General features: G+C 58.0%; 26 protein-coding genes. 14 read left to right on the top strand and 12 right to left on the bottom strand.

Annotation, left to right across the window (positions count from 1 at the left end):
* Positions 1 to 37: 37 nt before the first annotated feature.
* The gene (locus EQV90_RS20135; RefSeq protein ID WP_240878578.1) at positions 38 to 931 is read left to right on the top strand and encodes a DMT family transporter; all 894 of its coding nucleotides are present in this window, start codon (positions 38 to 40) and stop codon (positions 929 to 931) included.
* Here the strand turns inward: EQV90_RS20135 and EQV90_RS20140 are convergent.
* On the bottom strand, positions 925 to 1,212 hold the full coding sequence (locus EQV90_RS20140) for a SelT/SelW/SelH family protein (protein ID WP_010656454.1): 288 nt from the start codon (positions 1,210 to 1,212) through the stop codon (positions 925 to 927). The genes EQV90_RS20135 and EQV90_RS20140 overlap by 7 nt on opposite strands.
* Positions 1,213 to 1,282: 70 nt before the next feature.
* Between EQV90_RS20140 and EQV90_RS20145 the strand changes: the two genes are divergently transcribed.
* Positions 1,283 to 3,466 carry a patatin-like phospholipase family protein gene (locus EQV90_RS20145; RefSeq protein WP_010656455.1) on the top strand — a complete coding sequence of 728 codons (2,184 nt, stop codon included), beginning with the start codon at positions 1,283 to 1,285 and terminating at the stop codon, positions 3,464 to 3,466.
* A gap of 84 nt (positions 3,467 to 3,550) precedes the next feature.
* On the opposite strand, the gene EQV90_RS20150 is transcribed toward EQV90_RS20145, so the two are convergent.
* Positions 3,551 to 3,985, bottom strand: a complete 435-nt coding sequence (locus tag EQV90_RS20150) for a MarR family transcriptional regulator (RefSeq protein ID WP_003441722.1) — start codon at positions 3,983 to 3,985, stop codon at positions 3,551 to 3,553.
* A gap of 119 nt (positions 3,986 to 4,104) precedes the next feature.
* Positions 4,105 to 6,234, bottom strand: coding sequence for a DNA helicase RecQ (gene recQ, locus EQV90_RS20155; RefSeq protein ID WP_003441720.1), 2,130 nt, complete (start codon positions 6,232 to 6,234; stop codon positions 4,105 to 4,107).
* 272 nt (positions 6,235 to 6,506) lie between these two features.
* On the opposite strand from recQ, the gene EQV90_RS20160 reads away from it, so the two are divergent.
* On the top strand, positions 6,507 to 7,097 hold the full coding sequence (locus EQV90_RS20160; RefSeq protein ID WP_003441718.1) for a YecA family protein: 591 nt from the start codon (positions 6,507 to 6,509) through the stop codon (positions 7,095 to 7,097).
* Positions 7,098 to 7,101: 4 nt separating this feature from the next.
* Complete coding sequence (locus EQV90_RS20165) at positions 7,102 to 7,500, top strand: YbaN family protein (protein WP_177412973.1); 399 nt, start codon at positions 7,102 to 7,104, stop codon at positions 7,498 to 7,500.
* A gap of 66 nt (positions 7,501 to 7,566) precedes the next feature.
* Here the strand turns inward: EQV90_RS20165 and EQV90_RS20170 are convergent, their stop codons facing one another.
* Together EQV90_RS20170 and EQV90_RS20175 are read right to left on the bottom strand one after the other, a co-directional pair.
* The gene (locus EQV90_RS20170; protein ID WP_010656457.1) at positions 7,567 to 8,175 is read right to left on the bottom strand and encodes a DTW domain-containing protein; all 609 of its coding nucleotides are present in this window, start codon (positions 8,173 to 8,175) and stop codon (positions 7,567 to 7,569) included.
* 16 nt (positions 8,176 to 8,191) lie between these two features.
* Entirely contained in the window at positions 8,192 to 9,085 is an 894-nt protein-coding gene (locus EQV90_RS20175) for a LysR family transcriptional regulator (protein ID WP_003441713.1), read from the bottom strand.
* 282 nt (positions 9,086 to 9,367) lie between these two features.
* Here EQV90_RS20175 and speB point away from each other — a divergent pair, with 282 nt between their 5' ends.
* From speB to EQV90_RS20195, 4 genes are read left to right on the top strand one after another with little or no spacing between them, the layout of a single operon-like run.
* Positions 9,368 to 10,318: an agmatinase gene (gene speB / locus EQV90_RS20180; RefSeq protein ID WP_003441711.1), complete on the top strand. Its 951-nt coding sequence runs from the start codon at positions 9,368 to 9,370 to the stop codon at positions 10,316 to 10,318.
* Between the two features lie 9 nt (positions 10,319 to 10,327).
* Entirely contained in the window at positions 10,328 to 10,753 is a 426-nt protein-coding gene (locus EQV90_RS20185; protein WP_003441709.1) for a nuclear transport factor 2 family protein, read from the top strand.
* Positions 10,754 to 10,774: 21 nt separating this feature from the next.
* Complete coding sequence (locus EQV90_RS20190; protein WP_240878579.1) at positions 10,775 to 12,286, top strand: cytosine permease; 1,512 nt, start codon at positions 10,775 to 10,777, stop codon at positions 12,284 to 12,286.
* Positions 12,287 to 12,322: 36 nt separating this feature from the next.
* On the top strand, positions 12,323 to 13,702 hold the full coding sequence (locus EQV90_RS20195) for a sodium:solute symporter (protein ID WP_003441705.1): 1,380 nt from the start codon (positions 12,323 to 12,325) through the stop codon (positions 13,700 to 13,702).
* Between the two features lie 122 nt (positions 13,703 to 13,824).
* Here the strand turns inward: EQV90_RS20195 and EQV90_RS21725 are convergent, their stop codons facing one another.
* Positions 13,825 to 13,950: a PA1414 family protein gene (locus EQV90_RS21725; RefSeq protein ID WP_003441703.1), complete on the bottom strand. Its 126-nt coding sequence runs from the start codon at positions 13,948 to 13,950 to the stop codon at positions 13,825 to 13,827.
* A gap of 175 nt (positions 13,951 to 14,125) precedes the next feature.
* Positions 14,126 to 14,980, bottom strand: coding sequence for a LysR family transcriptional regulator (locus EQV90_RS20200; protein WP_010656459.1), 855 nt, complete (start codon positions 14,978 to 14,980; stop codon positions 14,126 to 14,128).
* A 104-nt stretch (positions 14,981 to 15,084) separates the two neighbouring features.
* On the opposite strand from EQV90_RS20200, the gene EQV90_RS20205 reads away from it, so the two are divergent.
* Positions 15,085 to 16,266, top strand: coding sequence for an MFS transporter (locus EQV90_RS20205; RefSeq protein ID WP_240878580.1), 1,182 nt, complete (start codon positions 15,085 to 15,087; stop codon positions 16,264 to 16,266).
* On the opposite strand, the gene EQV90_RS20210 is transcribed toward EQV90_RS20205, so the two are convergent.
* The 3 genes from EQV90_RS20210 to EQV90_RS20220 form a co-directional block, all read right to left on the bottom strand.
* Positions 16,214 to 17,143: a DMT family transporter gene (locus EQV90_RS20210; RefSeq protein ID WP_003441696.1), complete on the bottom strand. Its 930-nt coding sequence runs from the start codon at positions 17,141 to 17,143 to the stop codon at positions 16,214 to 16,216. The two genes, EQV90_RS20205 and EQV90_RS20210, sit on opposite strands and share 53 nt — an antisense overlap.
* Positions 17,144 to 17,212: 69 nt before the next feature.
* Positions 17,213 to 17,617, bottom strand: coding sequence for a DUF2177 family protein (locus tag EQV90_RS20215; protein ID WP_240878581.1), 405 nt, complete (start codon positions 17,615 to 17,617; stop codon positions 17,213 to 17,215).
* A gap of 21 nt (positions 17,618 to 17,638) precedes the next feature.
* Positions 17,639 to 18,475: a S1-like domain-containing RNA-binding protein gene (locus tag EQV90_RS20220; RefSeq protein WP_240878582.1), complete on the bottom strand. Its 837-nt coding sequence runs from the start codon at positions 18,473 to 18,475 to the stop codon at positions 17,639 to 17,641.
* A 356-nt stretch (positions 18,476 to 18,831) separates the two neighbouring features.
* Here EQV90_RS20220 and EQV90_RS20225 point away from each other — a divergent pair, with 356 nt between their 5' ends.
* On the top strand, positions 18,832 to 19,011 hold the full coding sequence (locus EQV90_RS20225) for a hypothetical protein (RefSeq protein WP_003441690.1): 180 nt from the start codon (positions 18,832 to 18,834) through the stop codon (positions 19,009 to 19,011).
* Between the two features lie 189 nt (positions 19,012 to 19,200).
* Complete coding sequence (locus tag EQV90_RS20230) at positions 19,201 to 19,923, top strand: TorF family putative porin (protein WP_003441688.1); 723 nt, start codon at positions 19,201 to 19,203, stop codon at positions 19,921 to 19,923.
* Positions 19,924 to 19,945: 22 nt separating this feature from the next.
* On the opposite strand, the gene EQV90_RS20235 is transcribed toward EQV90_RS20230, so the two are convergent.
* Together EQV90_RS20235 and EQV90_RS20240 are read right to left on the bottom strand one after the other, a co-directional pair.
* The gene (locus tag EQV90_RS20235) at positions 19,946 to 20,338 is read right to left on the bottom strand and encodes a hypothetical protein (RefSeq protein WP_003441686.1); all 393 of its coding nucleotides are present in this window, start codon (positions 20,336 to 20,338) and stop codon (positions 19,946 to 19,948) included.
* A gap of 200 nt (positions 20,339 to 20,538) precedes the next feature.
* Positions 20,539 to 21,885, bottom strand: a complete 1,347-nt coding sequence (locus tag EQV90_RS20240; RefSeq protein WP_003441684.1) for a DEAD/DEAH box helicase — start codon at positions 21,883 to 21,885, stop codon at positions 20,539 to 20,541.
* 192 nt (positions 21,886 to 22,077) lie between these two features.
* Between EQV90_RS20240 and EQV90_RS20245 the strand changes: the two genes are divergently transcribed.
* The 3 genes from EQV90_RS20245 to EQV90_RS20255 all read left to right on the top strand — a co-directional run bounded on the left by EQV90_RS20245 (position 22,078) and on the right by EQV90_RS20255 (position 24,722).
* The gene (locus tag EQV90_RS20245; protein ID WP_240878583.1) at positions 22,078 to 23,346 is read left to right on the top strand and encodes a mechanosensitive ion channel family protein; all 1,269 of its coding nucleotides are present in this window, start codon (positions 22,078 to 22,080) and stop codon (positions 23,344 to 23,346) included.
* A 150-nt stretch (positions 23,347 to 23,496) separates the two neighbouring features.
* Positions 23,497 to 24,330: a DNA-binding protein gene (locus tag EQV90_RS20250; protein ID WP_240878584.1), complete on the top strand. Its 834-nt coding sequence runs from the start codon at positions 23,497 to 23,499 to the stop codon at positions 24,328 to 24,330.
* Positions 24,294 to 24,722: a hypothetical protein gene (locus EQV90_RS20255; protein ID WP_240878585.1), complete on the top strand. Its 429-nt coding sequence runs from the start codon at positions 24,294 to 24,296 to the stop codon at positions 24,720 to 24,722. Before EQV90_RS20250 ends, EQV90_RS20255 begins: the two co-directional genes overlap by 37 nt.
* The last annotated feature ends 42 nt before the right edge of the window (positions 24,723 to 24,764 follow it).

The raw sequence follows: 24,764 nt of genomic DNA on the forward strand, positions 1-24,764 counted from the left end.
GACTGCAGGCCTTGCCCGTATTGACTCAAGGACTGCAATGACTCCGCGTACTGCCCTGGGCGCCCTGCATATTGGCGCATTGATGTTCGGCCTGACCGGCGTGTTCGGCAAACTGGCCGCCGCATCGGCCTCGATTATCGTGTTCGGCCGGGCAGGTTTTGCAGTGCTTGCCCTCGCCTGCTTTGCCGGGCTGGCCAGACACACAGTGTGGTGCAAGCCGACATTGCGCGACGTGCGCGGTCTGCTGCTCAGCGGCTTGCTGCTGGCCGGGCACTGGGTGAGTTTTTTCATCTCGGTAAAGATTGCCGGGGTGGCCATTGCAACCCTGGGCTTTGCCAGCTTTCCGGCGTTTACCGTGATCCTTGAAGGGCTGATTTTTCGCGAACGGATCCGGCTCAACGAAATCATCCTGGTGATACTGGTCAGCGTCGGGCTGATCCTGGTCACCCCGACCTTTGATCTGGCCAGCCAGGCCACCGAAGGCTTGCTCTGGGCGATTGCCTCGGGCCTGCTGTTTTCGTTGCTGTCCCTCAACAACCGGGCCTGCTCGGGACGACTGCCTGCGGTGCAGGCGGCGTTGTGGCAGAACGCCGTGGTTGCCCTGTGCCTGCTACCCTTCGCCGCGCCTGGCCTGGGTCAAGTGCGGCCATTGGACTGGCTGTGGATCGGCCTGTTGGGGGTGTTCTGCACGGGCGTGGCCCATAGTTTGTTTGTCGCCAGCCTGGCGGTGATCAAAGCCCGCACCGCCGCCGTAGTCTTCGCCCTGGAGCCGGTGTACGGCATCACCCTGGCCTGGCTGTTGTTTCACGAGACGCCGACCTTGCCCATGCTGCTGGGCGGGGTGCTGATCATCGTCGCGATTGTCGTGTCGAGCCGCATGGCCAGCGGACCTGCACCGGGCAAGCCCGTATTGGCGACCAACCCTCACTGAACCCGGTCGTTGTGCCCCAGATCACGTTGCGGATCAATTTGGTCGCGCACCCGTTGCTTGAGCACTTTAGCTTCGGGAAAGCCGCCATCTGCCTTGCGCTCCCAGATCTGCACGCCATCGCAGGTAATACGAAACACCCCGCCGGTGCCCGGCTGCAACGCCACCTGCGCCAGGTCATCGGAAAATGTGCTGAGCAACTCCTGGGCCAGCCATGCCGCACGGAGTAACCACTGACACTGCGTGCAATAGGTGATAACAATTTCCGGTTTGCTGACTGCCATGTTTCTCGGGCTCCTGAAGTGAAAGGCGCCGCTATAATAGCCACCTTTGTCGCTTGCCCAGAGATTCATGATGCGCCGCCTGCTGATTTGCCTGCTTTTGTGTTTATCCCCGCTGGTACTGTTTGCCGCCGAAAATCCACACCCCAAGATCGGCCTGGTGCTTTCCGGTGGCGCGGCCCGTGGCCTGGCCCACGTCGGCGTGCTCAAGGCACTTGAAGAACAGGGCATTCACGTCGATGCCATCGCCGGCACCAGCATGGGCGCAGTGATCGGCGGCCTGTATGCCTCGGGCTACAAGATCGACGAACTGGAAAAGCTCGCACTGGGGATCGACTGGCAAGAAGCCCTGTCCGATGCTCCGGCCCGGGCAGACATCCCGTTCAGGCGCAAGCAGGATGACCGCGACTTCCTGGTCAAACAGAAACTCAGCTTTCGCGACGATGGCAGCCTTGGGCTGCCATTGGGAGTGATTCAGGGGCAAAACCTGTCGCTGCTGCTCGAAAGCCTGCTGGCCCACAGCAGCGACATCCGTGATTTCGACAAACTGCCGATCCCCTTCCGGGCTGTGGCTACCGACATCGTCAATGGCGAGAAAGTGGTATTTCGTAAAGGCCACTTGCCTCAGGTGATCCGCGCCAGCATGTCGATTCCGGCGGTGTTTGCCCCCGTAGAAATCAACGGTCAACTGCTGGTCGACGGCGGCATGGTCGACAACATCCCGGTGGACGTAGCCCGCGAAATGGGGGTGGACCTGGTCATTGTGGTGGATATCGGCACACCGTTGCGCGGGCGCAAACAGCTCAACACCGTGTTCGACATCCTCAACCAGTCCATCACATTGATGACCCGCAGCAACTCCGAGGTGCAGCTTGCGTCCCTGAAGCCGGAAGACATACTGATCCAGCCTGCGCTGGCCAGTTTTGGGGTCACCGATTTTGGTCGTTCGCAAGACATTATCAACGCTGGCTATCGCGCCACCCAGGCCCTCGAAAAACGCCTGATCAGCCTGCGCCAGCCCGGGGACAAGCAACTCGATGCCGCCCGCTCACCTGAGGAGCGCACCCCGGTAATCACCGCGGTCAAGATCGAGAATGATTCGAAAATAGACGACTCGGTGATCCGCTATTACATTCGCCAGCCGGTGGGTGAACCGCTGGACCTGGGCCGTCTGCATCGGGATATGGGCACGCTGTACGGGCTGGACTATTTCGAACAGGTGCAATACCGCGTGGTGCACAAAGGTCAGGACCGCACCCTGGTGATCAGCGCCCGGGGCAAGCGCAGCGGCACTGACTACCTGCGGCTGGGGCTCAACCTTTCAGACGATATGCGCGGCGACAGCGCGTTCAACATCGGTGCCAGCTATCGGGTCAACGGCATCAACCGGCTGGGTGCCGAGTGGCTGACGCGGGTACAAATCGGCGATCAGCAAGAGTTGTACAGCGAGTTCTATCAGCCACTGGATGCCGGCTCGCGGTATTTTGTTGCGCCCTATATCAACGCCCATTCGCAGAACGTGGAGTCGATCCTCGATAACGATCCAATCGCCGAATACCGCCTGGAACGCTATGGTTTTGGCTTGAATTTTGGTCGTCAGATCGGCAACAGCGGTGAAATCCGCCTTGGCGTTGGCGAGGCCTGGGGCGAAGCCAATGTGCGAATTGGCGAACGCGACTTGCCGAGCACCAGCTTCAATGAAGGCTTTTATGACCTGAAATACTCGTTCGATTCGCTGGATAACGTGTACTTCCCCCATGAGGGTGAGGACATCAGCCTGAGCGTGCGCCAATTTGAGCCGGGGATTGGCTCTGATGAGCGTTATCGCCAGTGGGAGTTTCATCTGGACAAGGCGTTGAGTTACGGGCCGAACACCTGGATTCTGGGCGGGCGCTACGGGCGCACGCTGGACAAGGCCAACGTGGTGACATCGAGCTTCTTGCTGGGTGGTGCACGACAGTTGTCGGGCTTCAGGGAAGATGCGATTTCCGGGCAAAACGTCAGTTTGATGCGCGCGGTTTACTACCGCCGCCTCACTCCACGTTCGTACTTGCCGTTTGATTTCCCGCTGTATGCCGGCGCGTCACTGGAGCGCGGGCGGGCCTGGAACAACGACAATGAATTCGACAGCGGCTACATCAATGCCGCGAGCATTTTCATCGGCTTCGACACACCCCTGGGCCCGCTCAACTTCAGCTATGGCTTTAACGATGATGATCAAACAGCGCTGTACCTGAATCTGGGCCAGACCTTCTAAAGGTCTGAGTACTGATCCTGCAGGAGCGAACTTGCTCGCGAGCCTCTAGAACTCGCGAGCAAGCTCGCTCCTGCAGGGTTGTGATCAGTGTTTTTCGAGGTTATCCAGAATGCGCTGGTGAACACGCATGCAGATGCGCTGCTCTTCTTCGTCAACGCCCACAAACAGTTCCTGGCGCAACGCAGTGGCAATGGCTTCGATCTGGGCGATCAATGGCCGGGCGGTATCGCTCAATACAATTTTCTTGGCGCGCCGGTCTTCGGCCACAGCATGACGCTGCACAAGCCCCTGAGCTTCAAGACTGTCAAGCAAGCGGGCCAGGGTCGGCCCTTCAACCCCGACACTCTGGGCCAGTTCGCGCTGGGTAGGCACATTTTCAAAACGTGCCAGGTGCAACAGCACCAGCCAACGTGCTTGCGACAAACCAAGGCCAGCAAGACGACGATCCAGCTCGGCACGCCAGCCACGGGACATTTGGGCCAACTGCATGCCAAAGCGGTGTTGATCGGTTAAAGGCATAAAAAACTCAATGGTTAGACTGAAAAAGAGTGAACCTAATTGTTAGCCAGCTAAGCATGGAGCTTGCACATAGGCAAGACCTATAAGTCAATCAATTCGTTACATATCAATAACCAGCACTACATTTCGAACTCGGCCTGCAGTGCCGCACGCACGCAATACAGCACGCCTTCAGGTACCCGGCCTTTGAACTGCTCGGCAATGCTGGCCACACTTGGCAGCTCGCCCTCACCATCCAGGAACGCGTCCTGCACTTCGCCCATCAGCTCCTCGGGCAAGTCCAAAGCCTGCTCAAGGGACAATTCCTGACGGCCGATTGCTTCAGCCAGCATCGTATAAACGTTTTTTTCAGAACATTGCAGCTGCCCGGAAATCTGCAATGGCGTCATGCCGGCGCGGGCCAGGCTGATCAGCTCGTGACGGATGTCGGCCACCACTTTCGGGGTTTCGGCCTGCCCGCCCAGAACCTCGAGGAAGGCCTCGCCGTAGCGCTCCAGCTTGCGTGCACCTACGCCGCTGACTGCTGCCATCTCGGACAACGAGGTGGGCTGGCTGCGCAACATTTCCAGCAGGGTCGAGTCGGGGAAGATGACGTAAGGCGGCACCCCGTGCTCTTCGGCCAGTTTGCGCCGCAAGGCCCGCAGGGCCTCCCACTGCTCGCGCTCTTCGCCACGCACCAGTTGGCTGGCCGGGCTGGCGGAACTACTCTTGACCGTGGTTTGCGGCTTGAGCTCGCGGCGCAGTTCCAAAGTCACTTCGCCGCGCAACAACGGCCGGCAGCTGTCGCTTAATCGCAAACCGCCGTAGCCTTCGATATCAATATCGGCCAGACCACGGGCCACCAATTGCCGGAACAGTGTGCGCCACTCGCCTTCAGCACGGGCTTTGCCGACACCGAATACCGACAAATGCTGATGACCCATGCTGCGGATTTTTTCGTTTTCGCGGCCCAGCAACACATCGATCAAATGACCTGTGCCATAGCGCTGACCCGTGCGATAAATCGCCGACAGCGCCTGGCGCGCAGGCTCGGTGGCATCCCAGGTTTGCACGCCATCCACACAGTTGTCGCAGTGCCCACAGGGTTGCGGCATGTCTTCGTCGAAATAGGCGAGCAAGGTCTGCCGGCGGCAGCGGGTTTCTTCACACAAAGACAACATGGCATCGAGCTTGTGATGTTCCAGACGCTTGTGCCGCTCATCTCCCTCGGAGTTTTGCAGCATTTGCTTGAGCATCACCACGTCTTGCAGGCCGTAGGCCATCCAGGCGTCGGCGGGCAAGCCATCGCGCCCGGCCCGGCCGGTTTCCTGGTAATACGCCTCAAGGGACTTGGGCAAATCCAGATGCGCGACAAAGCGCACGTTGGATTTGTCGATCCCCATACCGAACGCAATGGTCGCCACCATGATCAGCCCCTCCTCATTGAGAAAGCGCTTCTGGTTGGCTGCACGCGTCTCGCTGGGCAGGCCGGCGTGATACGGCAGTGCCGGGAAACCCTGATCACACAGGAACTGCGCCACTTCATCGACTTTTTTGCGCGACAGGCAATAGACGATGCCCGCATCGCTGCGGCGTTCGGAAAGGAAAGCCAGCAACTGCTTGCGCGGCTGCTCTTTAGGCACGATGCGGTAAAAAATGTTGGGGCGGTCGAAACTCGACAAAAACCGCTCGGCGTTCTGCAAGTGCAGACGGGTAACGATTTCTTCGCGGGTGCGCTTGTCCGCCGTGGCAGTCAGGGCAATCCGCGGCACATTGGGAAACACTTCGGCCAGCTGGCCCAGCTGCAGGTATTCGGGACGGAAGTCGTGGCCCCACTGGGACACGCAATGCGCTTCGTCGATGGCAAACAGGGCGATGTCCAGGCTCTGCAAAAACGCCATCATGCGCGGCTGTACCAGGCGTTCAGGTGCCAGGTAGAGCATTTTTATTTCACCGCGCTTGATCCGGTTCGCCAGGTCACGCTGTTGCTCGGCATTCAGCGTCGAGTTCAAGGCCGCTGCCGCCACCCCGAGCTCTTCAAGGGTTGCCACCTGATCGTCCATCAATGCGATCAATGGCGACACCACCACCGCCAGGCCATCGCGCAGGAGCGCCGGAACCTGGAAACACAAGGATTTGCCGCCGCCGGTAGGCATCAGCACCAAAGCGTCGCCACCACTGGCCACGCGCTCAATAATGTCACCCTGACGGCCACGGAAACTGTCGTAGCCGAAGATGTCCTTGAGTACGCGTTGAGCCTGTTCGAGCATAAAAACTCCAGAAATCGCCGAAACACCCCTGCACAAGCGGCATCCGGCGCGGCCTCAAGCTGATTCGACAGCTCGGGCGCAGGGCGCGGGATCCGCTGCATTCACTGCAGGGCATCACAAAACGCGGCAGTATACCCGAGCACTCCCCCCCGCAGGGCGCTGTGATTGCACTACCGATCACCGGGAAGTGAGGCCAAATGTGCCCTGCGACTGGCCTGTACGCTCAAGAAAGCCTAGAATTCGTTATTGTTTATTTTCTAGGTAGTCCTTCAATGTCCTTCGCTGAGCAACTAACCCGCCTGCAAGTCTTCCTCGACGCCGACGAGCTGCATGACGAGGCGCTGGACTACGTGGCCACCCACGGTTTTCTGACAGCCCTTTCCATCTGCTCCGAAGCAGTACCTGAGCGCGAATGGATTGACGCCATCTTCTCTGAAGAAGCGCCGCACTACAAAGACGACGCCCAGCGTGCCGAGATCGAAGCCACCCTGATTCAACTCAAGGCCCACATCGCGCGCCAGCTGGCTTCCGACGAAGAATTCGAACTGCCTTGCGATCTGGATCTGGGCGACGAGCCTGATGATTCCGACCTGCGCGGCTGGTGCATCGGTTTTATGGAAGGCGTGTTTACCCGTGAAGCGGCCTGGTTCGAAACCGCCGAAGAAGAAGTCAGCGAAATGCTGCTGCCAATCATGGTGGGTTCCGGCCTGTTCGATGATCAGCCGGAGTTTGCAGACATCGCCCAGGATGCCAACCTGATGGACGACATGATCGTGCAGATTCCCGAAGCGCTGACTGCTTTGTACCTGCTGTGCAATGCACCAGACGAAAAACCGGCGATCCTCAAGCCTCGCCACCACTGATTCAGTGATTCAGCCCCCTGTCGGCAACCGTTCGCGGTTGCTGCGCTACGCACTGTTTGCCATCGGCTGGCTGAGCGTAGCGCTGGGGGTTATCGGTATCTTCCTGCCGGTGTTACCCACCACCCCCTTCCTGCTGTTGGCTGCTGCCTGTTTCGCCCGCAGTTCGCCGCGCTTTTATCAATGGCTGGTCGAGCACCCACGGCTCGGGCCATGGATCCGCGACTATCTTGATGGCAACGGCATCCCGCTCAAGGGCAAGGTCTACGCCATTGGCCTGATGTGGCTGAGTATTGGCTTGTCCTGCTATCTGGTGCCTTTACCCTGGGCCCGGGGCTTTATGCTGACCAGTGCCGTGCTGGTGAGCATTTACATCCTGCGCCAGAAAACCCTCGAAAAACCCTGAGACACACCCAACACCTGTAGGAGCGAGCTATTGCCGTTTTGACAGAACAGATCGCACCTACGGTTTTTATACGGTTTTATCGCCATGGTTACGCTGATAGGTGTCCGCGCCCATCGCCTCGATCTGGCCCTCAATCAGCGCTTCAAACGGGCGCAATAAAGGCGCAAACGAGGTCGGTGCCTCCAGGATCTCCAGCGCCTGCACTATCGCTTCCAGGGTCGACAACGCCCCCGGCCCGGGAGCCTTGCGCAATCGGTAGCGCGATACCGCGCCTTCAGGCAGCGTGACCCTGGGCAGTTGCGCCAGCAACGGGTTCAGATGCAGCAGCTTGCGCGCCTTGCGCCACGTACCGTCCGGCACCACCAGCAGCCATGGCAGGCTTGCATCAGACGGCCTGGCAGTGCCGATCAGTTGCGCATCTTCTCCCGGGAACAACAACCGCGCCTGATATCCCGGAGGATTGAGCAAAGTGGCCAGATCCTCAAAGACCTCCCCTACCCGCAGCTCAGCGTTAAGCAGACCAAGATCCGCCAAGCGCGCCGTATTGAGCGCATGGCCGACCTCGCTCGGATGCTGTAACAGCAGCACCCGGGTACGGCTGTCCAGCTGCGGGATCAAGGCGCACAGGCAATGGGTTTGCGGGCGCAAGCAGCGAGGGCATTGGGCTCGGGACATGACAATAAAATCTCGTTCAGGGTTGATTAAGCTGCGCTTTGAGCAGGTCGCGGAATGTTTGAATCAACGGCTCGCGGCTGCGACCACGGCGCACGATCATCGAAAACGGAGCCTGATAACCAAAGGTCGCCGGCAACAACACACGCAAATCCCCCTTCTCCACCCAGGGCTCGGCGTAGTGTTCCGGCAAATAGCCGATATAGGCGCCCGACAACACCAGAATCAGCTGCGCTTCCATGCTGTCGACTGTCGCCGCGCTGTGCTTGAAGCCGTGGCGCGCCAACTCGGCCTGACTCCAGTATCCGCGACCGACCATGCGTTGCTGAGTAATGACCGGCTCAGGAATACGTCGCTCAGCGAACAAAGGATGCCGCGTGCTGCAATACAGCCAGTGCTGCTCGCGATACAACGGCTGATAGACCAGACCGCTCATGCGCGTCGAGAACGCCCCGATGGCCAGATCCAGGCGGTTGTCCTGTACCCCGAGCTGTAATTCATACGGGCTCATCACTGACAGGTGCAGGTGCACCGCCGGGTGCTCCTGGCTGTAGTCGCCAATGGCCTGGGCAAAAGGCAGCGCTTTATCGCTGACCGTGGAGTCGATCACCCCCAGATTCAGGGTGCCGCGCAACTCACCCTTGAGCGCTGCGGCATATTGCTCAAACCCCTCCAGCTCGCCCAGCAGGCGCAATGTTTCCTGATGGAACAACTCGCCCTTGCTGGTGAGGCTGAACCCGCCGCGACCGCGATGACACAGCACCAGCCCCAGATTGGATTCGAGCTGGCTCATGTAGGTACTGATGGCCGAGGTAGACAGGTTGAGTGCCTGCTGGGCATTGGCAAACCCCTGGTGCCTGACCACGCTGGTAAAAATTCGCAATAGTTTTAGATCAGGTAAAGCGTTGGCCATGAAAAACTCACATGATTAGGCGGAACAAAAATCGCACTCAACCTGCAACAACCGGCTTGCCGGCGACAGCATTACCTCACACCTCTAAAAACCGGTTGTCTGCATCGCCGGCAAGCCGGCTCCCACATCAGTCCCCCATGTTTGACGAAGCAAATTCTACCCCGAGCCCCGGCGTTAGTTTAGAAAAACATGAACTAAGTATTTGCCCATAGGGATTCTTCCCGCCTGCCTCCTTTCGCAGAATCCCTCGCCATACCCATAACAAACAACGAGGCCTCTGCCGTGGACAAAATTCTTCATCAACCATTGGGCGGCAACGACATGCCGCGCTTTGGCGGCATAGCCACCATGTTGCGCCTGCCCCACCTGCAATCGGCCAAAGGCCTGGACGTCGCATTTATCGGCGTCCCCCTGGACATCGGTACCTCGCTGCGCCCCGGCACCCGTTTCGGACCTCGCGAAATCCGTGCCGAATCGGTGATGATCCGCCCTTACAACATGGCCACCGGCGCCGCACCGTTCGACTCGCTATCGGTGGCCGATATCGGTGACGTGGCAATCAACACCTTCAATCTGCTGGATTCGGTGCGCATCATCGAAGAAGCCTACGACGAGATTCTTGAACACGACGTCATCCCGCTGACCATGGGCGGAGATCACACCATCACCCTGCCCATTCTGCGGGCGATTCATAAAAAGCACGGCAAGGTCGGACTGGTCCACATCGATGCCCACGCCGATGTTAACGACCACATGTTCGGCGAGAAAATCGCCCACGGCACCACCTTCCGCCGCGCCGTGGAAGAAGGCCTGCTGGACTGTGACCGGGTGGTGCAGATCGGTCTGCGCGCCCAGGGTTACACCGCAGAAGACTTCAACTGGTGCCGCACCCAGGGCTTTCGTGTAGTACAGGCCGAAGAGTGCTGGCACAAATCCCTGGCACCACTGATGGCCGAAGTCCGCGAAAAAGTCGGCAACGGTCCGGTGTACCTGAGCTTTGACATCGACGGCATCGATCCTGCCTGGGCACCCGGCACCGGCACCCCGGAAATCGGCGGCCTGACCACCATTCAGGCGATGGAGATCATTCGTGGTTGCCAGGGTCTCGACCTGGTGGGCGGAGATCTGGTAGAAGTCTCGCCGCCTTACGATACAACCGGTAATACCTCATTGCTGGGGGCTAACCTGCTCTACGAAATGCTCTGCGTAATGCCCGGCGTCGTGCACCGCTGAGGGTTGACCATGAGCCAACGCGATGAGGTTTTGCGTGCCGCAGCCGACCTGGTTTCGGCTTTTGCGCGCAATGATCGCGAAGCCTATTTCGGCGCGTTCAGCGCCGATGCCAGCTTCGTTTTTTATACCCTGGCCCAACCACTTCTGAGTCGCGATGCCTATCAGGCGTTGTGGGACAGCTGGCGCCTGGAGGAAGGATTCGAGGTGCTTTCATGCATCTCGAGCAATGCCTTTGTCAGCCTGCAAGGTGACGTGGCGGTCTTTGTGCATGACGTGGCCACCGAGCTGCGCATGCAAGGGGAGCAATTTTTTAGCCAGGAACGCGAGACCATTGTCTTCAAGAGGCAAGGATCCCGCACACAAGAACAACAAGGCCTGTGGCTGGCCTGTCACGAACATTTATCCGCTATGCCGGAAGGGCTGCCGCCCCCTTAGCCAATGTGACCGGAGCTGATCATGAATAATAAAAACAAGCAAAATAATGTGCGTCAAATAGAAACCCACGGCGTCGAGCAGATTCCGGACCATGAACGCAGCGCCAGACCCGGCGATTTGTTTCGCCTGATCTTCGGCGGCGCTAACACCTTTGCCACCGCCGTGCTGGGCAGTTTTCCCGTACTGTTCGGCTTGTCGTTTCAGGCCGGGGCCTGGGCGATTGTGCTCGGCGTGTTGCTGGGCTCGCTGATTCTGGCGCCCATGGGCTTGTTCGGCCCGCTCAATGGCACCAGCAACGCCGTATCTTCCGGTGCGCATTTCGGTGTGCACGGGCGGATTGTCGGCTCGTTCCTGTCGCTGCTGACCGCCATCGCCTTCTTCTCATTGTCAGTCTGGAGCTCCGGCGATGCGTTGATCGGCGGCGCCAAGCGCATGATCGGGGTTCCGGAAACCGACCTCAGCCTGGGCCTGGCCTACGGCGTGTTCGCGATTCTGGTGCTGACGGTTTGCATCTACGGCTTCCGCTTCATGTTGTGGGTCAACCGCATTGCAGTGTGGGCCGCCAGCCTGTTGTTCCTGCTGGGGGTCTTCGCTTTTGCCCCGGCATTCGACAGCCAGTTCGCCGGCAGCGTCGCACTCGGTCAGACCGGGTTCTGGGCGGCCTTTATCGGCGCTGCGCTGGTGGCAATGAGCAATCCGATTTCCTTTGGCGCATTCCTCGGCGACTGGTCACGCTACATCCCCCGCGCCACCCCCAAACGCCGGATCATGCTGGCGGTGATTGCCGCTCAGATTGCAACCCTGATCCCATTTCTGTTCGGCCTGGCCACTGCAACCATAGTGGCGAGCAAAGCACCGGACTATATCGCGGCCAACAACTATGTCGGCGGTCTGCTGGCCGTTTCCCCGAGCTGGTTTTTCCTGCCGGTGTGCCTGATTGCGCTGATCGGCGGCATGTCCACCGGGACTACTTCGCTGTATGGCACCGGCCTGGACCTGTCCAGCGTGTTCCCACGCGTGTTGTCACGGGTAAAGGCGACATTGCTGATAGGGGTCATGTCGATCGCCTTCATCTTTATCGGACGTTTCGCGGCAAATCTGGTGCAAAGCGTCTCGACCTTCGCCGTCCTCATCATCACCTGTACCACCCCGTGGATGGTGATCATGATCATTGGCCTGATCAAACGTCGCGGTTTCTATTGCCCGGATGACTTGCAAGTGTTCACCCGTGGCGAAAGCGGCGGCCGCTACTGGTTCACCCGCGGCTGGAACTGGCGCGGTCTGGGTGCCTGGATTCCCAGTGCGCTGGTGGGCTTGTGCTTCGTCAACCTGCCGGGCCAGTTCGTGGGACCGCTGGGCAATCTGGCCGAAGGCATTGATATCAGCCTGCCGGTCACCCTGGGACTTGCGTCGCTGGTGTATCTGGCCCTGCTCAGCCTGTTCCCGGAGCCGGCTTCAGTGTTCGGCCCCCTCGACCCACGCAGCAAGCCCAAGATCGCAGCCGTTAACACCGCATTACCTCAAACCGCCTGACCGCCCCATAAAAAAAATAATTGGAGACTCGCCATCATGGCTTTAGATCTACTGGTCGTCCTGATCTACGCAGCAGCAATGCTGGTGCTGGGTTACTACGGCATGCGCAAGGCAAAAACCCACGAAGATTACCTGGTGGCCGGCCGTAACCTGGGCCCGACCCTGTATATGGGCACCATGGCTGCAACCGTACTCGGCGGTGCCTCCACCGTCGGCACCGTGCGCCTGGGCTATGTACACGGCATTTCCGGTTTCTGGCTGTGCGCCGCACTGGGCTGCGGGATCATCGCGCTCAACCTGTTCCTGGCCAAGCCGCTGCTCAAGCTGAAAATCTTCACCGTGACCCAGGTGCTGGAAAAGCGTTACAACCCCATGGCCCGCCAGGCCAGCGCAGTGATCATGCTGGCCTACGCGCTCATGATTGGTGTGACCTCGATTCTGGCCATAGGCACCGTTCTTGAAGTGCTGTTCGACCTGCCATTCTGGATTTCAGTGCTGCTGGGCGGTGGCGTGGTGGTGGTGTATTCCACCATTGGCGGCATGTGGTCGTTGACCCTGACCGATATCGTGCAATTTGTGATCAAGACCGTCGGCCTGATGTTCGTCCTGCTACCGATCTGCCTGTACCGTGTCGGCGGCTGGGATGAACTGGTGAGCAAATTGCCTGCCTCGAACTTCAGCTTTACCAGCATCGGCTGGGACACGATCATCACTTACTTCATGATTTACTTTTTCGGCATCCTGATCGGCCAGGACATCTGGCAACGGGTTTTTACCGCCAAAACCGCCAAGGTGGCCAAGTATGCCGGTACGTTTGCGGGCTTCTATTGCATCCTTTACGGCCTGACTTGCGCCCTGATCGGCATGGCCGCCCATGTACTGATCCCGGACCTGGACAACGTCAACAACGCTTTCGCGGCCATCGTTAAGGTTTCGCTGCCGGACGGCATTCGCGGACTGGTGATTGCAGCGGCACTGGCGGCCATGATGTCGACCGCCAGCGCGGGCCTGCTGGCCGCCTCGACCGTACTGACCGAGGACCTGCTGCCCAAGCTGCGCGGTGGCAAGCAATCGAGCCTCAACATCAATCGTCTGTTCACTCTGTTGACCGGGTTTGCGGTGCTGGCCATCGCCCTGGTGGTAAACGATGTGATCAGCGCCCTGACCCTTGCCTACAACCTGCTGGTTGGCGGCATGCTGGTGCCATTGATCGGGGCAATTTTCTGGAAACGCGCCACCACTGCCGGGGCAATCTCCAGCATGAGCCTGGGTTTTGTCACCGCACTGGTGTTTATGTTCAAGGATGGTCTGGAAGCCAACACGCCGATTTACTACAGTCTGGCTGTAGCCCTGGTCAGCTTTGTGCTGGTAAGCCTGCTGGATAGACGCCCTGCCACATTGGCCAGCGCTATCTGATTGAGGTTTTATTGAAGGGGGTACGCGGGCCGTACCCCTTTTTTCGCAACAGCACCCTGGCCGCCTTGCAGCCAAGGATCAGTACAACGCATGAACGCCTGCGCAAACGCGTAATCGCAGCCTTAGCGACGACGCTGTGGCCGGCGACGCGGATCCTCGACAGGGATCGGTACGGGTTGCAGTGGCGGCTCGATCAGACCCAGCGCAACACCGACGTCATGAAGCCATGTTTGCAGTTTGTCTTTCATATATCCCCCTTGGGGTCACTCTGGCGACTGGAATTCTGTTGTCGCTTCATACAGATAATAGTCCTAACTCCTACAAGATGCTTGCTTAAGACCCATGAACTTTAGGCTAATCGAGCACATTTCTAATTTAAGCCGACGCCTTTAACTTCGTCGAAATAACATCGTTCGGCGGCCTCTATGCCTGTTGCAGCGCGATCCACGCATTCAGGTTGGCGCCGGTCATGCCTTTTCGCCACATCAACCATGTTGTGGTACTGGCAAAAGGTTGTTTCAAGGGGTGTACGCCGACATTTTCATGCCCCGGCAAGCTGGCCAGCATCGATGCCGGCATCAAGGCCACACCCGAGCCCGCCACTACGCACGCCAACATCCCCTGATAGGATTCGATTTCCATCACTCGCCCCATGGCCGCACGGTCGCTTGCGTACCAGGCCTCAAGCCGGGCCCGATAAGAACAACCCTGGCGAAAGGTAAAGACTTCGCGCCCCTGTACATCCCGGGCCCGGGTAACAGGCGGATGATCCAGATCGCTGATCAACACCAGACTCTCATCGCAAAATTCGATACCGTCCAGCCCGGCCAGCTCCAGCGGGCCGTCCACCAGCGCTGCATCCAGACGCCCGGTCAATAACCCTTCCAGCAATTCGCCACTGGGAGCCGACTGCACGTGCAGGTTCACTGCCGGGTAGGTACGGTGATAATGCGCCAGCATGCGCGGCAAATGAGTTGCCGCCGTGCTGTACATCGTCCCCAGGGTAAATTTGCCGCAGGGCACCCCGCCCTGTACCGCACTCAACGCTTCATCGTGCAGGGCAAACAGGCGCGCAGCGTAATCGAGCAGCACCTTGCCCGCCGGAGACAACTGCAGGCGCTGGCGCTCGCGCATAAACAATTCGACCCCCATCTGCTCTTCCAGTTGCTTGAGTCGCGTCGACAGATTGGAGGGCACACGGTGCAGACGCTCAGCCGCACGGGTGATGGAACCTTCTTCGGCCACGGCCTGAAAAATCCGTAATTGACTGAACTCCACGCCATTCTCCAAAACAGAACAAGTAGGTCACTATTATTCATTTTTAAGGAAAGTCAATCTCCTCTAGCCTGACGGTCAATGCCTTCTCTTGAGGAAACAGCTGCATGTCGCCCTTCATTCGCCTGCTCGCCAGCTTTATCGCGCTCATCATGGCCATGGGTATTGGCCGCTTTTCCCTGACCCCACAACTGCCGCACCTGATCAGCGAGGGCCAGATTGACCTGACCGGCGCCGGCCTGATCGCGGCCGCCAACTATCTGGGGTATTTGCTCGGGGCACTGGACGCCATCCGCGCCAAACGTCCGGACCAGGTGCAGCGCCGCCTGCATGCCGGGCTATGGCTGTGCGTAGTGCTGACCCTGATTTCAGTCCTGGCCCAGGGCTTCTGGCCGCATCTGCTGTTGCGCTTCGGCACAGGGATTGCCAGCGCCTGGGTCATGGTGATGATCACATCCCTCAGCCAGCACCTGGCCGTGACCGCCAATCGCCCACGCCTGGGGGCACTGGTCTTTGCTGGCCCCGGGGTGGGTGTCCTGCTCACAGGCTTGCTGGCTCTGGCTGCAAATCTTTGGGGACAAAACTCGGCCACGCTCTGGCTGATTTACGCCGCTGCGGCACTGATCATGGTGCTGGCGATCCTGCCGATACTGCCGCAACCGGCCACCCTGCCGGCTGCAACGCACATCTCGCAGCCAGACACCCGCCAGCCCGGAATTGGCCGCCTGGGAGCGATTTATGGGCTGTATGGCCTGGGCTATATCATCCCGGCGACATTCCTGTCACAGATGGCCAGTGCCCAATTTCACGGGCAATGGCAAGCAGACTTGTTCTGGCCCGCCTTTGGATTGTGCGCAGCCATTGGTGTCGTGCTGATCAGTTTGCGCCGCCCCACACCCGGTACCACGGGCTACTGGTTGATGGGCGGGCTAGGGATACAAGCACTGGGGGTGCTGGCGTGCCTGCTGCCGAGCAGTACCGGCCTGGCGCTGGGGGTAATCCTGTGCGGAACGCCGTTTTTAGCCTGCATGCCGCTGGTCATGCAACGCTCCAGGGAGCTCGCTCCGCACGCAACGCAGCGTAATGCAGCCTTGCTGACGGCCTGCTTTGCCGTGGGACAACTAGCCGGGCCATTGCTGGCCGCGCTCAGCAGCCATTTCAGTGGAACCCTGCACCCCGCGCTACTCATCGCTGCCAGCGGACTGATGCTGGCCGCAATGCTGGCCTGGCGCTCGGTCAGTGTCCCAGCAGTGCCCGCAGCCTGCGACGCATCCACTGCTCCGCGCTGACAAAGGTGATGCCGAGCAGCACCAGCACTGCGCCCACCACGAAGTTGAAGCTCAAGGGCTCGCCCAGAATCAGCACCCCGAACGTGACTCCGAACAAGGGCGTCATAAACGAGAACACAGCCAGATTGGAGGCCATGTAGCGCTTGAGCAGCCAGAACCACACCAGGTAGCTGAAGAACGACACCACCAGCCCCTGGAACAGAACGCTGGCCACCGCCACGCCGGTAAGGCTGACATGGCTGATCTGTCCGCTGGCGGCGGCAATCACCAGCAGCCCCACAAAGCCGACAATCAGCTGGTAGAACAGGGTCAGCGTGACCGGCGCCTCGGATAACCGGGAGCCACGCACCACTACCGTGGTCGCGCCCCAGGCCATGCCCGCCAAAATACCGTAGGCGTCGCCCAGCAACATGTTGCGATCCATGTCGGCAAATGAAATCCCGCCGGCAAAGGAAAAAGCGATGCCCAGAAACGCGAGGAAAATACCCAGCCACTGCAGCGGCCGCAAACGCTCGCTTGGCAATAACCAGTTAATTCCCAGCGCAGTGAAGATGGGCGCGGTATAGAGAAACACCGACATATGTGCGGCGCTGGTCAGTTGCAGGCCTTCGGCAATAAAGAAGAACTCGAGCCCGAACAGGCTGCCCGCCAGTAATCCGCCGCGCCAGGTGGATGGAACCTGGTCCCACCCGCCCTTCCAGCAGATCAGCAGACCCACCAGCAGCGCCGCAATGCCTGAACGTGCCGCGGCCTGCATCACGGGCGCGATGTCAGGTGCTGCCGTTTTGATCACGACCTGTTGTACACCCCAGATTAGGCACAGGCCCAACATGACTTGCAGTGCGAAAGCATCCGTTGCTCGCCGCGTAACACTCATAGCACCACCTGAAAAAACCACGCCCGGGAAAGATCAAAAAACTCATTGTTCAGGTTTTACCGACCAGGCTCAAGTCGCCAGCTTGCGGGCCACCCAATAACCCGACAGCGAAGCAAGACAGGTCAGTAACCCGCCCCATGCCATATCCATCAAGGCCAGTTGCGCAGACCAGCCCTGCAGGGTCGCCCAGTTGCTCATGTCATAGGTGCCATAAGCCACCAGGCCGAAGAAGGCACCGCTCAGCGCGGCCCTGAGCGCACTGCCCCGGCCCAGGGCCGGCAGCACGACAAAGAACACCAGGCCCGCCACGTACAGCAGGTAGAACGCAACAGCAGGCCCCCACTTCGGCTGCGCCAGCATCAGCGGGCCCAAAAGCTCCTTATAGGTAGAGCTCATGAGCACGCCCAGCCAAAGGCCGTCGAGCACCAGAAAAGCCAATAACGCACCGGCAAACGCCCATACAACTCTCCTCATGTCGCGGCCCCTTGTGCTGGATCAGATCAGTTCGATGCGGTCCGGGTGAATCGCAATTTTGCCTTCCTTGTACAACGCGCCAATGGCTTTTTTGAAGTTGCCCTTGCTGACGCCAAACAGGTTGCTGATCGCTTCCGGTGCACTCTTGTCGCTGACCGGCAACACACCGTTGTTATCGCGCAACTTGCTGAGGATCTTCGAGTTAAGGCTGCTGGCAGCTTCTTGCCCGACCGGCTGCAGGCTCAGGCTGATCTTGCCGTCAGCCCGAATTTCCTTGATGTAGCCTTTTTCTTGCTTGCCGGCCCGCATGAACTTGAAGATTTCGTTCTTGTGGATCAAGCCCCACTGCTTGTTGTTGATCACGGCTTTGAAGCCCATGTCCGTGGCTTCGGCCACCAACAGGTCAACTTCCTGCCCCACCTGATAGTTCGGCGGGGTTTTGTCCAGGTAGCGGTCCAGACGCGCAGTGGCAGTGATACGGCGCGTGTGCTTGTCGAGGTAGACGTGTACCACGACGTATTCGCCAGCGGTCATCTGGCGTTTTTCTTCGGAATACGGCAACAGCAAATCTTTCGGCAGACCCCAATCGAGGAAAACACCGATGCTGTTAACTTCAACCACTTTAAGACTGGCAAACTCGCCAACCTGAACTTTTGGTTTTTCCGTGGTGGCAATTAACTTGTCAGCACTGTCCAAATAAACAAAGACGTTGAGCCAGTCTTCGTCTTCACTTGGAATATCTTTGGGAATATAACGGTTGGGCAACAGGATTTCGCCGTCCGCCCCGCCGTCCAGATACAAACCAAAGTTGGTGTGTTTAACCACTTGCAAACTGTTGTAGCGACCGATTAAAGCCATGTTCAATACCCTCATTACGTGGGCGGCATTCTACCCGAGTTTAGGTGTGCGAATTGGAGCGCCGCGGCCCGGCAGGCAAAAAATCTGTGACAGGCATGATTTATCAGGTTTTTTTTCCTCTGCGGGGGTGCCACTCGTCAGCCTGTAGGCGGCTGCCCCGCGCGCGCCCTGCGCCCCGCTCAGTTTCTAAAACCCTGATGTAGTGAATTAAAACAGCGAGTTAGGGAACTATTAGAGCTTCAATCAGATTGATCAATACCACCGCTTATTATTTTAGGAAGATATTTAACAAGCAATTGTCAAGCATTTCAGGTACTATCGCTGGCCAAGTTATTTTCTACAGGTCAATAGCCGCCATGCGTGTAAAAGCATCCGCCAGCAAAGCAAAGCCAGCTCCCGCTGTTGAAACCAGTGATTCAATCAATGCGCAAATTGAAGCATTCTTGAAATCCGGCGGCGAGATTCAGCAAATCAACAAAGGCGTCAGCGGCCAGACTTTTGGCCCCTCCAAGCAAATCACGCTCGGCAAAAAGTAATACCCCTCGCGTCATCTGGTCCTCAGGCGCTTTGCCTTCCAAAGCGCTAGGACTATCGAAACAACCCCCGCTGCAGCCGTCTGATCCAGAACCCCCAGCAAAAATAGACGAACGGCAATCAATCGCCGGCATTCATCCGTATCCTCTAAAGCCTCTAGATCAAGCCTTCCAGCCATCAGGGAGTGAACCATGCTGACACAGGCGTTACTGCTGGCCGGCACATTACTGGTCAGCACCATGGCCAATGCACAGGTATTTTCCCGGGAGCTGGGCGACTTTGACCTCAAGCTGGCCACCCAGCCAAGTCGCACCATGGCCCAGGGCCTGGTCAAGCCCACCAGCTCCGGCTCGACCTTCCATGGCGGCCTGGACCTGAGCCATGACAGCGGCTGGTATGCAGGGCAATGGGCACCGACCATGGGCATCAAGCCTGGCAGCAACCTCGAAGTTGATTCCTACCTGGGCTACAAACATCCTTTCGACCAGACCCTGAGCTACGAGTTGGGGATGATTCACTACAGCTATCCCAAACTCAACGAGCTCGACAGCCAGCAGATTTTTGCCGGCCTCACGATTCTGGGCACCCGTTTTGGCGCAGCGTTCAGTAACGATCCGGACCGCAAGGACAGCACCCTGTTTGCCGACCTCGGCGTCAACCAGCCTTTTGGCATCGGCATCAGCTTGAAATACACCACCCACCAACTGGGTACACCGGTATCCATTGCCGATGGCAGCAGTATCCACGCCTTCAATGACTGGTCAGTGAAGTTCTCGCGCCCCTGGATGGGCATCGACCTGAACCTGATCTATAGCGACTCTAGTCTCGATGGCGGCGAATGCTCGGCATACTCCGGGCAAAACAGCCAGTGCGACGGGTTGCTGACGTTCAAGGCCGAACGGACATTTTACTGATACTGGCTGGCACAACGCCGAATCAGGCAATTTGAACCTTGGCTGCCACGCCATCAAAGGTGTCCGGATCCAGCGCATCTTCTTGCTCGTCCAGTACCTGCAGCGGATGGCTGTTGCCCGGGATACTGCTGTCGATCAGGCTTAGCAGGCTGGCGCCTCGCGGGGTCAGGATGAAGTTCTCGCCATTGCCACCCTCATCTTCCGGACGCGTTTCGATAAAGCCGCGCTTTAGCAGCAAGGCTTCATAATCGGCAGCTTGCATCTTCAGATCATCCAGATTGCCAATCGGTTGCCCGGCGGCAGCTTGAGCAGCCGCGAGCTGTTCGGCATAGGCACGCGGCGCAAAATTTTCACCGGCGCTATTTTGCACTTCATGCAGCAGACGTTCGATCAGTGGCCAGTTGTAGGTAGTCATCAGCTTTTCGCTCCGTACGGTTCGATGAAATGAGCCCTCATCTGTAGTGACCGGCGCAGCGAGTGGACGTTCAGCTTTATGGCCGACCGGTGACCGGGCACTGACGAAACAGCATAAAGATGCCATCGCGAGCAAACCTTGCACCTGCCAGCACAAAAAAACCCGGCCTGGGCCGGGTTTTTTGAGGTTACGCCTGGGCTTTATTCAGCGGCCGGGGCTTCTGGCTTGCGACGCTTGAGCGGTGCCATACCGTCCTTGCTGACCAGCGACAGGGCGTCGGTCTTGGGGCGGTTAGCGATTTTACGCTTGGTCGGCGCCTTGGCTCCGGTCTTCTTCTTGACGCCCTTGGCGTCGGTCTTTTTCTTCTTCACGCCAACGGCTTTGCCCGAGGCCTTGACGTTTTTCGGTCCGCCGTAGGTGCCTTTGACTTCCTTGATGGTGCGGCGCTCGAAGCTTTGCTTCAGGTAACGCTCAACGCTGGACATCAGGTTCCAGTCGCCGTGGCAGATCAGCGAGATCGCCAGACCATCATTGCCCGCACGGCCGGTACGGCCAATACGGTGGACGTATTCGTCGCCGCTACGTGGCATGTCGAAGTTGATCACCATGTCCAGGCCGTCAACGTCCAAACCACGGGCCGCCACATCGGTGGCCACCAGAATCTTGACCCCGCCCTGCTTCAGGCGATCGATCGCCAGCTTGCGATCCTTCTGGTCTTTCTCACCGTGCAAGACGAACGCCTTGTAATCCTGAGCCACCAGGCGACCGTAGATACGGTCAGCCATGGCACGGGTATTGGTGAAGATAATGGCTTTTTGGTAAGTCTCGTTGGCCAGCAGCCAGTTAACGATTTGTTCTTTGTGCTGGTTGTGATCAGCGGTAATGACTTGCTGACGCGTAGTGGCGTTCAGCTGGCTGACCTGGTTGAGCTGCAAATGCTCGGCATTGTTCAGAACCTTGCCAATCATCTCGCGCAGACCGGAACCACCGGTGGTGGCCGAGAACAGCATGGTTTGCTGACGGTTCGGGCACTCATCCACCAGACGCTGAACGTCTTCGGAGAAGCCCATGTCGAGCATGCGGTCGGCTTCGTCGAGCACCAGCACTTCAACTTCTTTCAAGTCGAGGTTGCCGGCATTCAATTGCTCGAGCAGGCGACCCGGAGTACCGATCAGGATGTCCGGCACCTTGCGCAGCATGGCAGCCTGCACCTTGAAGTCTTCACCACCGGTTATCAGACCGGACTTGATGAACGTGAACTGGGAAAAGCGCTCAACTTCTTTCAGCGTTTGCTGTGCCAGCTCGCGGGTCGGCAGCAAAATCAGCGCTTTGATGCTCACGCGGATTTTCGCTGGACCAATCAGGCGATTAAGGATCGGCAGAACGAAAGCAGCGGTTTTGCCACTCCCGGTTTGAGCTGTAACCCGCAGGTCACGCCCTTCGAGCGCGAGCGGGATAGCCGCTGCTTGCACAGGCGTAGGCTCGACAAATTTAAGCTCGGCCACAGCTTTAAGCAGGCGTTCGTGCAGGGCGAAATCGGAAAACACGGGTGCTACCTCGAAGAAATACAAAAAATCAGCGGCATAGATTAACCGTTTCGAGCGCCAAGGCCGAGTTTCTTTGTACAAACGGCATGAAACAAATGATTTTTTAGGGTCTTTAGTCCAACGAGAGCCCTTAAATCGCTCTGAAGTGCTCTAATCCCAGGGATATTTCTTCTTGGGGTAACGCTTTAACTTATGGAAACTCAAACACTCTGGACCCAAATTCAGGATCTTTACGCCAACCTGGACCAACATCCCTGGGTATCGACCATCCTCGGCCTGATCGTGCTGGTAAGTATCGCCCTGCTGGCCGGGCACGTTGCACGCATCATTATTCTGCGCATCACCAAGATCCTTGGCCGCCAGCCTGCCCTGCACTGGATCAGCGACCTGCGCCAGCACAAGGTGTTCCACCGCGTGGCGCAACTGACGCCCTCGCTGATGGTGCAGTTCGGCCGCAACCTGATACCGGAGATGAGCGAAACCGGTCGCCACTTCCTCGGCAACCTGGCGCTGGCCATCACCATCTTTGTGCTGACCCGTGTCATCAGCGCGCTGCTGGATGCCCTGCTCGATATCTATTCGCGTACCAACTACGCCAAGACCCGCCCAATCAAGGGCTACATCCAGCTGACTAAAATGCTGCTGTATGTGTTTTCCGCCATCATCATTGTCGCAACCCTGATCGACCGATCGCCGATGCTGCTGCTTTCGGGCCTGGGCGCGATGTCTGCGGTCATCTTGCTGGTCTACAAGGACACCCTGTTGTCTTTCGTGGCCAGTGTGCAATTGACCAGCAACGACTTGCTGCGGGTCGGTGACTGGATCGAAATGCCCCAGGTCGGCGCCGATGGCGACGTGATCGACATCACCCTGCACACCGTCAAAGTGCAGAACTTCGACAAGACCATCGTCTCGATTCCAACCTGGCGCCTGATGTCCGAGTCGTTCAAGAACTGGCGCGGCATGCAGCAGTCCGGCGGACGCCGAATCAAGCGAAGTCTGTTTATCGATGCCGGCAATATCGGTTTTCTGACTGACGAACAGGAACAACGTCTGGAGCAGGTACGCCTGCTGAGCGACTACCTGCATCGCAAGCAGGCCGAACTCAAAAGCTGGAACGAAGCACAGGGCAATGTGGCCGCTCTGTCAGCCAATCGTCGACGCATGACCAATATCGGGACCTTCCGCGCCTATGCGCTGGCTTATCTCAAAAGCCATCCCGAAATCCAGCCAAACATGACCTGCATGGTGCGTCAGTTGCAGCCCACGGCCCAGGGCGTACCGCTGGAGGTGTACTGCTTTACCCGCACGACGGTGTGGAGCGACTATGAACAAATCCAGGGCGATATCTTTGACTATCTGCTGTCAGTCATGCCCGAATTCGGCCTGAGCATCTATCAGCAACCGAGCGGCAATGATCTGCGCAACGGGCTGATGCCCACCCTGACCAAAGAAGCCTGATCAACCGGCGCGGCTCCAGGAGTCGCGCTTCCCTGAAAAAGAATGAATAGTGTCTCGGTCATTAACACTGACGTCTTCAAGTGCACAACGCTAAACCGTCATAATCCAGGTGCACGCGGCCAGGCTTAAGTGACACAAGGAACAAAACAGGTGAAACAAACAGACGCTGAATCAGCGCAACGCGGGATGGAGCCTGCTTGCTTGTATGATCCAGAGTTGATGCAACTCACCAGGGACGAAAAAACCGTACAGTTAGGCAGTAACGAAAGCGACTTTTTGCTCGCACTGATAGATGGCATATCAGACAAGGAATTACTTATCAGCCGGGTGTGGGGCGAGCGCGGTCTCGTGGTCTCGGATGGCAGTTATTACAAGACCCTGCATACATTACGGACGCACTTCTCGGCCATCGGATTGCCCCGCCACGCCATAAAAACCCTGCCCAGAAGAGGGGTGCTTCTGCTGTGCTCTGTCACCCTGAGCAGTCAACGCGAACCCCATGACGACAGTGTGCAGATCGAACCCGTTACTGAAAACACCCCCGTTCAACACCCCGCGCAATCAAGCGCACCGACTTTACTGAAGGCGCCCGAGCCCTCAAACGCTCAGACTCTTGTGATCCCGGCACCCGTTCCACAACCCCGTAACTTCTTCAGAATCATTGCGGGCTATGCCGTCGTGCTTGGCGGGCTGTTGATGCCAGTGGTTTATGCCTGGCTAGTGCTCAGCGGCCCTCCGGAACTTGAAGGCTGGAAAGCCATCTGGAGCGAGAACGGCCATACGCTGTATGTCGAGTCCAGCGAGACAATATCCAGAGATGACATTGCAGAACACATGAAACCTTTTGACCCCGGCCTGCTGTTTTCAGGCACCAGTTATTACATCAGAAAGCCATTGTCACAGTTGGTGATCAGTTGCGAAAAGCCTGAAAGTAAAGGAGAGGCCATATGCACCAATTACCAGAACGTTGGCAAAAAAACCTAGTCGGTGCAGGCCTGTTGTCCCTGCTGGTTTTTGGCTGCCTGAGTGCGCGCCATGCCTGGATTATTTACAAGGACATTCCCAGAGCGCCGTGTTACGCCTCTGTTTATTTCAACAATGTGGAATACAGCACTGGCAGATGGTCCGGCGCAGGCGATATCACCATTTCGCCCAAGGAAGATGCCATCTATGTGTACTACAAAATCAAAAGCCCGGATGACATCACCTACATTTACAACCGGAAATTTGAAGTTTCGACTAAAAAACTCGACACCTCGAGATTCCTCTTTGAAACCACCAATGTGGTGACTTTGAATCGCCCCGGGTTTCCTAGACACTCTCCAGGCTCGCTGCGTAACGCTTTTCAAACTCTACCGGTGACAGCTGATTGTTGAAACTGTGGCGTCGTTTTGGGTTGTAAAACATCTCGATGTAAT

The sequence above is a fragment of the Pseudomonas sp. TMW22089 genome (assembly GCF_022496645.1).
Classification (GTDB): Bacteria; Pseudomonadota; Gammaproteobacteria; order Pseudomonadales; family Pseudomonadaceae; genus Aquipseudomonas; species Aquipseudomonas paraversuta.

What these genes read in the sequence shown, in the direction of transcription:
- EQV90_RS20175 (WP_003441713.1), bottom strand. Translation starts at nt 9,085, where the DNA reads ATGGCCAACGCTTTACCTGATCTAAAACTATTGCGAATTTTTACCAGC.
- EQV90_RS21725 (WP_003441703.1), bottom strand. Translation starts at nt 13,950, where the DNA reads ATGAAAGACAAACTGCAAACATGGCTTCATGACGTCGGTGTTGCGCTG.
- EQV90_RS20205 (WP_240878580.1), top strand. Translation starts at nt 15,085, where the DNA reads ATGTCGCCCTTCATTCGCCTGCTCGCCAGCTTTATCGCGCTCATCATG.
- EQV90_RS20185 (WP_003441709.1), top strand. Translation starts at nt 10,328, where the DNA reads ATGAGCCAACGCGATGAGGTTTTGCGTGCCGCAGCCGACCTGGTTTCG.
- EQV90_RS20245 (WP_240878583.1), top strand. Translation starts at nt 22,078, where the DNA reads ATGGAAACTCAAACACTCTGGACCCAAATTCAGGATCTTTACGCCAAC.
- EQV90_RS20190 (WP_240878579.1), top strand. Translation starts at nt 10,775, where the DNA reads ATGAATAATAAAAACAAGCAAAATAATGTGCGTCAAATAGAAACCCAC.
- EQV90_RS20150 (WP_003441722.1), bottom strand. Translation starts at nt 3,985, where the DNA reads ATGCCTTTAACCGATCAACACCGCTTTGGCATGCAGTTGGCCCAAATG.
- EQV90_RS20255 (WP_240878585.1), top strand. Translation starts at nt 24,294, where the DNA reads ATGCACCAATTACCAGAACGTTGGCAAAAAAACCTAGTCGGTGCAGGC.
- EQV90_RS20220 (WP_240878582.1), bottom strand. Translation starts at nt 18,475, where the DNA reads ATGGCTTTAATCGGTCGCTACAACAGTTTGCAAGTGGTTAAACACACC.
- recQ (WP_003441720.1), bottom strand. Translation starts at nt 6,234, where the DNA reads ATGCTCGAACAGGCTCAACGCGTACTCAAGGACATCTTCGGCTACGAC.
- EQV90_RS20135 (WP_240878578.1), top strand. Translation starts at nt 38, where the DNA reads ATGACTCCGCGTACTGCCCTGGGCGCCCTGCATATTGGCGCATTGATG.
- EQV90_RS20230 (WP_003441688.1), top strand. Translation starts at nt 19,201, where the DNA reads ATGCTGACACAGGCGTTACTGCTGGCCGGCACATTACTGGTCAGCACC.
- EQV90_RS20225 (WP_003441690.1), top strand. Translation starts at nt 18,832, where the DNA reads ATGCGTGTAAAAGCATCCGCCAGCAAAGCAAAGCCAGCTCCCGCTGTT.
- EQV90_RS20215 (WP_240878581.1), bottom strand. Translation starts at nt 17,617, where the DNA reads ATGAGGAGAGTTGTATGGGCGTTTGCCGGTGCGTTATTGGCTTTTCTG.
- EQV90_RS20145 (WP_010656455.1), top strand. Translation starts at nt 1,283, where the DNA reads ATGCGCCGCCTGCTGATTTGCCTGCTTTTGTGTTTATCCCCGCTGGTA.
- EQV90_RS20140 (WP_010656454.1), bottom strand. Translation starts at nt 1,212, where the DNA reads ATGGCAGTCAGCAAACCGGAAATTGTTATCACCTATTGCACGCAGTGT.
- EQV90_RS20160 (WP_003441718.1), top strand. Translation starts at nt 6,507, where the DNA reads ATGTCCTTCGCTGAGCAACTAACCCGCCTGCAAGTCTTCCTCGACGCC.
- EQV90_RS20195 (WP_003441705.1), top strand. Translation starts at nt 12,323, where the DNA reads ATGGCTTTAGATCTACTGGTCGTCCTGATCTACGCAGCAGCAATGCTG.
- EQV90_RS20210 (WP_003441696.1), bottom strand. Translation starts at nt 17,143, where the DNA reads ATGAGTGTTACGCGGCGAGCAACGGATGCTTTCGCACTGCAAGTCATG.
- EQV90_RS20170 (WP_010656457.1), bottom strand. Translation starts at nt 8,175, where the DNA reads ATGTCCCGAGCCCAATGCCCTCGCTGCTTGCGCCCGCAAACCCATTGC.
- EQV90_RS20235 (WP_003441686.1), bottom strand. Translation starts at nt 20,338, where the DNA reads ATGACTACCTACAACTGGCCACTGATCGAACGTCTGCTGCATGAAGTG.